General features: G+C 70.0%; 12 protein-coding genes. 10 read left to right on the top strand and 2 right to left on the bottom strand.

Annotation, left to right across the window (positions count from 1 at the left end; translation table 11 throughout):
* The coding region (locus tag ABD437_RS39050; RefSeq protein WP_425558347.1) for a sigma factor at positions 1 to 195 on the bottom strand (195 nt) is incomplete at its 3' end.
* 393 nt (positions 196 to 588) lie between these two features.
* Here ABD437_RS39050 and flgN point away from each other — a divergent pair.
* The 9 genes from flgN to ABD437_RS39005 all read left to right on the top strand — a co-directional run bounded on the left by flgN (position 589) and on the right by ABD437_RS39005 (position 6,437).
* A complete protein-coding gene (gene flgN, locus ABD437_RS39045; RefSeq protein WP_425558348.1) occupies positions 589 to 1,026 on the top strand; it encodes a flagellar export chaperone FlgN in 438 nt (145 codons plus the stop codon).
* Positions 1,027 to 1,028: 2 nt separating this feature from the next.
* Entirely contained in the window at positions 1,029 to 2,411 is a 1,383-nt protein-coding gene (gene flgK, locus ABD437_RS39040) for a flagellar hook-associated protein FlgK (protein ID WP_344654032.1), read from the top strand.
* An 11-nt stretch (positions 2,412 to 2,422) separates the two neighbouring features.
* Positions 2,423 to 3,310 carry a flagellar hook-associated protein FlgL gene (gene flgL, locus ABD437_RS39035; protein ID WP_344654031.1) on the top strand — a complete coding sequence of 296 codons (888 nt, stop codon included), beginning with the start codon at positions 2,423 to 2,425 and terminating at the stop codon, positions 3,308 to 3,310.
* 116 nt (positions 3,311 to 3,426) lie between these two features.
* Positions 3,427 to 3,873 (top strand): flagellar assembly protein FliW, encoded by a 447-nt coding sequence (gene fliW, locus ABD437_RS39030; protein ID WP_344654030.1) that lies wholly within the window; start codon positions 3,427 to 3,429, stop codon positions 3,871 to 3,873.
* Positions 3,874 to 3,925: 52 nt separating this feature from the next.
* The gene (gene csrA, locus ABD437_RS39025; protein WP_344654029.1) at positions 3,926 to 4,168 is read left to right on the top strand and encodes a carbon storage regulator CsrA; all 243 of its coding nucleotides are present in this window, start codon (positions 3,926 to 3,928) and stop codon (positions 4,166 to 4,168) included.
* A gap of 121 nt (positions 4,169 to 4,289) precedes the next feature.
* Positions 4,290 to 4,547 (top strand): hypothetical protein, encoded by a 258-nt coding sequence (locus tag ABD437_RS39020; protein WP_344654028.1) that lies wholly within the window; start codon positions 4,290 to 4,292, stop codon positions 4,545 to 4,547.
* Between the two features lie 150 nt (positions 4,548 to 4,697).
* On the top strand, positions 4,698 to 5,621 hold the full coding sequence (locus ABD437_RS39015; protein ID WP_344654027.1) for a proteasome assembly chaperone family protein: 924 nt from the start codon (positions 4,698 to 4,700) through the stop codon (positions 5,619 to 5,621).
* 64 nt (positions 5,622 to 5,685) lie between these two features.
* Complete coding sequence (locus ABD437_RS39010; protein ID WP_344654026.1) at positions 5,686 to 5,991, top strand: hypothetical protein; 306 nt, start codon at positions 5,686 to 5,688, stop codon at positions 5,989 to 5,991.
* Between the two features lie 17 nt (positions 5,992 to 6,008).
* Positions 6,009 to 6,437, top strand: coding sequence for a cupin domain-containing protein (locus tag ABD437_RS39005; protein ID WP_344654025.1), 429 nt, complete (start codon positions 6,009 to 6,011; stop codon positions 6,435 to 6,437).
* Here the strand turns inward: ABD437_RS39005 and ABD437_RS39000 are convergent.
* Positions 6,427 to 7,095, bottom strand: a complete 669-nt coding sequence (locus ABD437_RS39000; RefSeq protein WP_344654024.1) for a GNAT family N-acetyltransferase — start codon at positions 7,093 to 7,095, stop codon at positions 6,427 to 6,429. The two genes, ABD437_RS39005 and ABD437_RS39000, sit on opposite strands and share 11 nt — an antisense overlap.
* A gap of 116 nt (positions 7,096 to 7,211) precedes the next feature.
* On the opposite strand from ABD437_RS39000, the gene ABD437_RS38995 reads away from it, so the two are divergent.
* Complete coding sequence (locus ABD437_RS38995; RefSeq protein WP_344654023.1) at positions 7,212 to 8,162, top strand: hypothetical protein; 951 nt, start codon at positions 7,212 to 7,214, stop codon at positions 8,160 to 8,162.
* Positions 8,163 to 9,299 lie beyond the last annotated feature (1,137 nt).

The following is a 9,299-nucleotide window of genomic DNA, read 5'->3' as shown; positions in this document are numbered from 1 at the left end:
GTCGAGGAGGGCGCCGCGGATGCGGACGGTGGCGAACGAGCCGAACGGCGTGCCCCGCGTGGGGTCGAAGGAGCGTGCGGCGGCGGCGAGCGCGGCCAGGCCGGCCGAGGTGAGGTCGTCGCGGTTGACGTGGGCGGGGACGCGGCCGAGCATTTCGCGGACGAGGTGGCCGACCAGCGGCAAATGCTCACGCACCAGGTCCTCGTTGTGCCGGATGGCGTTGGCACCACTACCTACGGTGCCCACGGTGTCAGCGGTGAGGCGCACAGGAACGGCCCTTTCACGTTCGTCGACGGTCCCCGGGAAGACCGGGACCCACCGGACGCTTCGCGTGGCTACTGATGTCACTGCGGAGCGCCCCAGTTGCAGGGTGTAACCCCACCAACCATCAAAAACACTAATCCGAACATTTGCAACAAAAGTTGCAAGAAGGTTCGCGTCCGGGTGCGACGAAACCTCTCAGGCCATCGGAGGTGCTGCCGACGGTCAGAGCAGCAAGGGGTGCCGTTCCGGTGCTCCGCCGGAGCAGAGAAGGGTCGACCCGTGGCTTTTGCGGATCTGTCGAACATCCTCTGGCGCGGACGGGAGATGCTCGAGCTGCTGCTCTTCAAGTTGGAGGAGGAGCAGTTGGTCCTGGCCTCCGCCCGGACCCGCTGGCTCGCTCACGCTACCCGTGAGGTCGAGCTCGTGCTGGAGCAGATCCGTCAGGTCGAGGTGCTCCGGGCCGCCGAAGTCGAGGTCGTCGCCGCTCTGCTGGGCCTGCCTCCGAACCCGAGCCTGTCCGCGCTGGCCGAGGCCGCGCCGGACCCCTGGGGAAAGCTGTTCGCCGAACACCGCAAGGCCTTCCTGACCCTGACCGCGGAGATCACCGCGCTGGCCGACGCCAACCGCGACCTGCTGACGTCCGGCCACCGCGCGGTCCGCGAGACGCTGCTGACCGTCGGCGGCGCGGTGGAGACCTACGGCCCGCGCGGCGGGACCGTGACCACCGGCGCGCGCCCGCGGCTCGTGGATGAGGCGATGTAGCCGTGTCCAGCACGTTTTCCGGTATCTCGACGGCGCTGAGCTCGCTACGGGCCCAGCGTCAGGGTCTCGACGTCTCCGGCCAGAACATCGCGAACGTCAACACCGAGGGATACAGCCGGCAGCGGACCGAGATGTCCTCGGTCGAGGGCGTGTCGAACGTCCCGACGATCTGGGCCAAGCAGGACCCGGTCGGCACCGGCGTCAACGTCGGCGACGTCACCCGCATCCGGGACGAGCTGCTCGAGGCCCGGGTGCGCACCGAGCACGGCAACAACGCCTACCACTCCGGTCAGAGCCAGATCTACGACAGCGTCCAGGCCGTGTTCAAGGAGCCCAGCGACACCGGGCTGCAGGAACGCCTCTCCTCGTTCTGGTCGGACTGGCAGGACCTCTCGAACCAGCCGGGTGACGGCGCGGTGCGCACGAAGGTCATGCAGCAGGGCGGCGCGGTCGCGACCGGGCTCAACCAGGCGCACACCCAGCTCTCCACGATCTACAGCTCCTCCCACGCCGGGGCGGCGGCCCAGGTCAAGGACATCAACACGGCCGCGGCCGAGATCGCCAGCCTCAACAAGGGCATCATGCAGGCGAAGGTCGGCGGGCTGCCGGCCAACGAACTCGCCGACCGGCGGGACGCGCTGGTGCTGAAACTGGCCGACCTGGCCGGTGCCACCGCGACCGTCCGCGACACCGGCGCCGTCGACGTCTCCCTGTTCGGGTCGACGCTGGTCAGCGGCACGGCGTCCCGTGCGCTGGCGCTCAACGGCGCCGAGACGCTGAGCGAGCAGGGCGCCAACCCGCCGTCGCTGACGTTCACCGACAACGGCCAGCCGGCGATCGTGACCTCGGGTGAGCTCGGCTCGTCGATGGACTCGCTCAACACCGTGCTGCCCAAGTACGCCAAGTCGCTGGACGACGTCGCGGCGAAGCTGGCGGCCACGGTGAACGGGATCCACCAGAACGGGTTCGACCGCAACGGCGACGCCGGCGAACCGTTCTACACCGGCACCGACGCGAAGTCGATCACGATGTCGATCACCGATCCCGACAAGGTCGCCGCCTCGGGCTCGGCGAACGGGCGGCTCGACGGCAGCAACGCCGACGCGCTCGGCGACGTCGCCACGTCCGGCACCGGGCCCGACGTCACCTACCGCCAGCTGGTCGCCGACCTGGGCGTCACCGCCAAAAGCGCGACGCTGAAGGCGGAGACCCAGTCGACGATCACCGCCGACCTCGACAGCAACCACCAGTCCACGTCCGGTGTGAGCCTCGATGAGGAGATGTCGAACCTGCTCCAGTACCAGCGGGCCTACGAGGCCGCCGCGAAGCTGATGAGCACGATCGACCAGACGCTCAACACCCTGATCAACAACACCGGTCGGTAAGGACAGCTGCCGTGGTCATCCGCGTCACCGAACGCTCGCTCTCCATGAACGCGATGCGCGGGCTGCAGGCGAACCAGGGTCGGCTGAGCAAAACCGAGGAGCAGCTGACCAGCGGAAAGCTGATTTCGAAGCCGTCGGACTCGCCGACCGGCACGATGACCGCGATGCTGCTGCGCAGCGACATGCGCACCCAGGAGCAGTACGCACGCAACGCCGCGGACGGCAAGAACTGGCTCAACACGATCGACTCCACGCTGGGCGCGACGCACGACAACGGTCTGCGTGTCCGCGACCTGATGCTCCAGGGCATGTCGGCCGGCGCCGGCGGCTCGGACACCGCGCGCGCGGGCATCGCGTCGGAGATCGACCAGATCCGCGACGCGATGATCGGCCTGGCCAACACCAAGTACATCGACCGGCCGATCTTCGGCGGCACCACCGAGGGGCCGGCCGCGTACGACACCGACGGCAACTACCTCGGTGACTCCGGCGCGGTCACCAGGACGATCGCCGAGGGCACGAAGCTGCGTGTCGACGCCGGCGGCGAGGAGGTCTTCGGCACCGGGGACAACCAGGTGTTCAAGGTGCTCGCCGACATCTCCGACCACATGAAGAACGACCCGTCGAAGCTGTCGGACGACCTCGACCGCCTGGACACGGCCCTGACCACGATCCGTACCGCGCAGGCCAGCGTCGGTGCGCGCTCGAACCGCGTCGACTCGATGCAGCAGACCGCCAACGACCGGCATCTGGAACTCCAGACCCAGCTGACCGAGATCGAGGACATCGACCTGCCCAAAACCATCACGGACATGACCTTGCAGCAGACCGCGTACCAGGCCGCGCTGGGCGCCACGGCCAAGGTCATTCAGCCTTCCCTGATGGATTTCCTCCGCTAAATGCGGTCCCTAGACGGCGCCAAGCCGATGAGAAACCGACCGATCAGCCCTTTTTGCTCATAATCCAGGAGGAGTACATGTCACCAAGAACCAAGTCCGCGAAGTCTTCCTCTGACATGGCAACCGACATGTCCCTCGAGGCGTCCGCGCAGAACGCGGAGGCGAAGGCCGCGGCTGCCGGCGAGCAGCTGCCGACCATCGAGTTCGTGTCGCCCATGCCGGGCTTCCCGGGGCACAAGAGTTTCGTGCTGGTCCGCCTCGACGAGGTCGGCCTGCTGAACTCGCTGCGCTCAGTGGACGACCCCGAGCTGCGCTTCATCACGATCGCGCCGCACCAGTTCTTCCCGGAGTACGCACCGGAGATCGACGACGAGACGCTGGCCGCGATGGGGACCAAGGACCCCACCCAGCTGCTCGTGCTGTTGATCGTGACTGCCGGTGACACCCCGCGGGACTCGACGGCGAATCTGATGGCGCCGATCGTCGTCGACCCGATGACGATGAAGGCGGCGCAGTGCGTACTGACCGGGAGCAACCTGCCGGTGCGCGCTCCCCTCGCCTGACTCGTCGCTCGGCTACGCTGCGGGTACTCGTCCTCGAGGGGGGATACTGCCCGTGCTCGTGCTGACCCGTCGGCCCGGTGAGAGCGTGATGGTCGGTGATGACGTCGTCATCACCGTGCTCGAAGTCCGGGGGGACGTGGTCCGGCTCGGCATCCGGGCCCCCCGCAGTGTGCCGGTGCATCGGGAAGAGGTCTTTCTCGAGCTGCGTGCCGCCAATCAGGAGGCGGCGTCGTCCAGCGAGGACGCGGTCGAGGCGCTCACCCGCCTGATCGGCAGCGACGGCGAGAAGGGCTGACCGGAGCGGTCTCAGGGCCGCGTTCCGCTGTTTTTGGCGGAGCGCGGCCCCGCACCCGTTTGCCTCCTGTTGTTGGCGGGGTACGTACGGGTGCACATCCGAGTTGTTGAGGAGGCCCCCGGTGTCGTCTGTGACCGAGAATCCCGAGGTCGTGTCGGACAACGTCGGTCAGTCCGACGCGGTGGACGCGGTCGAACTGGCCGAGGTCGTCGAAGAGGGCATCGCGGCCGCGTACGAGCAGGCCGCCGGTGCGCCCGTCGAGGCCGCGCTGGAGACCGTGCTCGACGAGGAGCAGGCCCGCGGCGTCGAGCTGAACGAGGAGTTCGCGCGTCCCTTCGCCGAGGCGATCAGCCGCGGCGAGGATCCCCTCTCGAAGTGAGGCCCGGGGCACCCGCGCCGGTACGGTGGGAGTGGGTGCCCCCACGGAATGCCGCGGCGCTCGGCTGACTTGCAACGGGTGAGCCGTGGAGGCTCCTTCGCCAGGCACCCCCGCCTGGTGACGAGCCCGCTGTCTGGAGAGGTCGCCGTCATGCCGGACCCCGCGGAGCTGTACGAGATCGTCGGCGACTGGGAACCCCCGTCCGACAGTGGGCTGGTGTTGTTGCACGCCCTGGACGGATTCCTCGACGCCGGCTCGGCCGCACAGCTCGCCGCCAACCACCTCGTGGAGACGCTCGACGGCGAGGTCGTCGCGCGCTTCGACATCGATCTGCTGCACGACTACCGAGCGCGCCGCCCACCGATGGTCTTCGTCGAGGACCACTACGAGTCCTACACGCCGCCGCAGCTGGTCGTGCACGCGCTGAAAGACTCCACCGGAGTGCCGTTCCTGCTGCTCACCGGCCCGGAGCCGGACGTCATGTGGGAGCGGTTCACCACCGCCGTCGGCCAGATCGCCGAACGGTTCAGCGTCCGGCTGGTCGTCGGGCTCGGCGGCGTGCCGATGACCGTCCCGCACACCCGGCCCACCACGCTGACCGCCCACGGCACCCGGCCCGAGCTGGTGCGTCGCACCAACGTGTGGCGCGGCAACCTGCGCATTCCCGGCAGCGCCTCGGCCCTGCTGGAGCTGCGCCTCGGCGAACGCGGCCAGGACGCGATCGGCTTCGTCGCGCACGTGCCGCACTACCTCGCGTCGGTGGAGTTCCCGCAGGCCTCGGCCGCGCTGCTCGACGGCGTCGCCGAGGAGACCGGGCTGCTGCTGCCGGTCGGGTCGCTGCACCAGGCCGGGGTCACCCGCCTGCGCGAGATCGACGCCCAGCTCGCCGACGACCCACAGGCCGTCGGTGTGGTCAAGGCGCTCGAGGAGCAGTACGACTCGTTCGTGTCGAACCGTCAGCAGGCCGAGCTCGGCGGCGAACTCGACGAGAACGTGCCGAGCGGGGAAGAGCTCGGCGCCGAACTCGAGCGTTTCCTGGCCCAGCTCGAGCGCGGAGACGACGACAGCCGCTAGGGCCTGTTGGCCTCTGAAGCAGGCCCGAGGTGTCACCGGCGTCCCGGCGGGGAACGGTGTTCGCATGAATCCGCTCGCCAGGACCCGCCACCAACGGCGGCCGCGCTGGGTCGCCTCCGGTTTCTTCTGGGGCGTGCTGGTGCTGGCCGACCTGGCGATCCTCAGCCTGTGGGTCACGCTCGGCACGCTGGTGCTCGGCGCGTTCTTCGCCGGTGGCTTCGTGTGGCGCCGCCGTCGGCTGCTGGCCGCCGGCGTGGCGGCCGGCGGGGCACCGGTCGTGCTCAGCCCGGCCGGCACACCGCTGGAGGCGCCGCCGGCCGGCCTCGTGCCGCCGCCCGCGCCCGGAGGCGATCCCGCCGCGCCGGCGTGAGCTCCTACAGTGGCCGGGTGAGCAAACCGGCGTTGGCGCGGCACCTGGACCTCGAACCGCACCCGGAGGGCGGGTGGTACCGGCAGACCTGGCGGTCACCGGTCTCGTTCGAACCGGCCGGTTACCCCGGCCCCCGTGCGGCCGCGACCGCGATCTACTTCCTGCTCGCGCCGGGCGAGGAGTCCCGCTGGCACGTCGTGCGCTCCGACGAGCTGTGGCTCTGGCAGAGCGGCGGCCCGCTCACGCTGCGGATCGGGTCCGCCCCCGACGCCGACGACGTGCACGCGGTGACGCTCGGCCCCGATCTCGACGCCGGGCAGCAGCTGCAGGCGTTGGTGCCCGGTGGCCAGTGGCAGGCGGCCGCCCCGGCGGGGGAGACGCCGGTGCTGGTGAGCTGTGTGGTGGCGCCCGGGTTCGAGTACGAGGACTGGCAGCTCAGCGAGTGAGCATCGCCACCGGGTAGCCGTCCGGAGTGAGGTGGAGCGCGGCCACGACCTCGAAGCCGAAGCGCTGGTAGAGGCGCCGGCTCGCCGGGGTGGTGGCCTCGAGGTAGGCCGGTTCGCTGATGCGGCCGAGCCGGTGGGCGAGCAGCGCGCTCCCGATGCCGCCCCGGCGCGCGGCGGCCACGACCGCGATGTCGGAGAGGTACCAGTGCGGCCGGGTCGGCCGGAGCCGGTGTTTCGTGCCCGCGGCCGGGTGTTGGTGGCCGGCGTTTTCGCGGGGGTGTTCGGGCCGGGGGTGTTCGGGCCGGGGGTGTTCGGGCCGGGGGTGTTCGGGCCGGGGGTTGGGGCTGGGGTGTTCGGGGCTGGCGTTTTTGTCGGGGTGTTCGGGGCCGGGTTCGGTGGGGTGCGGGGACGGGGCTATCCAGGCGGCGACGCCGAGGATGGGGCCGCCTTCAGCGCGCCGCGCGGTGTCGACCACCCCGCTGACAAAAGCACCATGCAGAAACCCTGCGGTGTAGAACGCGGTGAGCTGCCGAAGCCGGTCACCCCCCTCCCGGGGCACCACCGCCTCCACCACCGCGTCGTCCCGTAACGCGGCCGCGACGATCGCGGCGCACGCCGGGATCTCCTCGCGCAGAGCTGGGCGGATGATCACACTCATCGGCGACTCCTCACCTGGTACCCCAGCGTCCCAGCCGAACCGACCCACTTAGAGCGGCTATCCACAGATTCGCGCCGTTCCCGTTCCCACCCGGGCGCAGCGGTCACCGTGAGCACATGGAGTCTTGGGACGCACTGCTGCGGCGGCAACACGGTGCGGCGACCCGCGATCAGCTGCTCGCCCACGGGTTCACCCGCGGGCACTGGTCCGCCCAGGTCGCCGCGAGTCGCTGGCAGCGCCCGATTCCCGGCATCTACGTGGTGTTCAACGGCCCACTGCCGAGGATGACGCGGTACTGGGTGGCGGTCCTGCACGCCGGCCCGGGTGCCGCGCTGAGCCACCGCACCGCCGGTCTGGTGTGGGGTCTGATCCCCGAACGACGTGAGCAGGCCATCCACGTCACGATCGTCCGGCCGCGCAATGCCCGCTCCCGACGAGGTCTGGTGGTGCACCGCTCCCGCGTGCCTTTCGTGCCGGCCGGGTCACCCCCGTGTACGGGCGTCGCGCGCACCGCCGTCGACCTGTGCGCGACCGCACGCACCCCGGCCGACCGGGCCGCCGTGCTCGGTCGGACGGCCCAGCAGTATCCCCAAGCGCTGCGCGAGGCCCGCGACTTCGCACGCGCCCACCCGAGAATGCCCGGACGCGACGAGTTCTTCGCCGTGCTGGCCGACGTGGAGGGCGGCGCGCACTCGGCACTCGAGTGGCTGTTCCTGGTCGACGTCGAACGGGCTCACGGACTCCCCGGCGGCGAGCGCCAACGCGCCGTGAACGGCACCCGCCAGGACGTCGGCCTGGTGGAGTTCCGCACGACGATCGAACTCGATGGTCGCGCGGCGCACGAGCCGATCCCCGCGCGTTGGCGCGACCTGGCGCGGGACAACGCGGCGGGTCGACGACGGGAGATCACCCTGCGGTACGGCTGGCAGGACGTGCGATGGCGCCCCTGCGCCGTAGCGGCGGAAGTCGCGGAGACGATCCGAGGCGGAGGCTGGACCGGTGTGCCCACTCCGTGCGGCCCGAACTGCGAGGTAGCCGCCGCGTGGCCCTTACCGCCCGACTCGTGATTTGTACGTGGTCGCCAGCCAAGCGGTCCCGAAAGGGCGTGTCCGAGGCTGCCGGATGGGGTCCGCTTGATTCGGTGGAGGCGAGCTTTTCCCGCGAGAGGTGCAGCGGTCCCGTAAGGGCAGGCTCTGCCCCACTCTTTCGGGCCCGCTGTGAGGTGTGATGGGTGCGAGCTCTTTCCGGGCAGCGGTTTCTCGGGGCGTATTCTGGCTCGCCATTTCGGGGGCGTGTGCGGCTTGCCCTTCTCCGGCGTAGCGGTCCCTCTAGGGTGGGCTCTGGCCCACCATTTCGGGTCCGCTCTACAGCGCTCGGATCTAGAGGGGCGGGGTGGGCGTGTCTAGCTCGCCGTTTCGGGCCCGGATCGGGGGATGAGGGGTCAGCCCTTCCTGCACGAGGTGCAGCGGTCCCGAGAGGGCGTGCCCTGGCCTGCCAGTTAGGGACTGTTTCGAGTGGCTCCGACCTAGCGATGTCTGAGCTGCCGGGCGCGGCCCCAAGTGGTCCCGAAGCGGCGTGCCAGGACTGGCCTAAACGGGACCGCTTCGGGTGGCGCCGGCGGAAGTACCCATTCCGTGCCCCAAGGGCGCCGAATTCAGCCGGCCCTCGTGAATCTGGGCACACACCGAACATGGCCTGTCCAAAGCCCGGCGAAGCGGTCCCCTCGAAATCCCGGCGAAGCGGTCCCCTAAAGCCCGGCGAAGCGGTCCCCCTGAAGCCGGGCGAAGCGGTCCCCTAATTGCGTGCTATGACGTGGCGTTATGGGACCGCTTCAAGGTCGTGCTCCTCGGTCGCCTCTCTGCGCGCCCGAAAGGGCCGGGTTCGAACCGCGGTTACGCCGAAGCACGGCAGCTTTCAATTCGGGCTGTCTGCCCCCGGCCCAGTTTTCCGTGCGGGCTGCGGTCGAGGGGGCGCGTGAAGCGGTCCCTCGATGGCGTGCTCTGACCCGCCATTTCGGGTCCGCTTCGGGTGGTGTGAGGGCCCGATCTCATTGCACGTAGCGGTCTGTGAGGGCGCGCTCCGGGCGGTCCCGTTACGGCGCGCTCTAGCTCGCCGTAACGGGACCACTTGCCGCGCTGGTGGGCGATACACGCATCGCGCCGTGCTCGCATCGCGCCGTGCTCGCATCGCGCCGTGCTCGCATC

The sequence above is a fragment of the Cryptosporangium japonicum genome (assembly GCF_039524755.1).
Classification (GTDB): domain Bacteria; phylum Actinomycetota; class Actinomycetes; order Mycobacteriales; family Cryptosporangiaceae; genus Cryptosporangium; species Cryptosporangium japonicum.
Note: the sequence above shows the minus strand (reverse complement) of the source record. Positions and strands in the feature narration are given on the sequence as shown.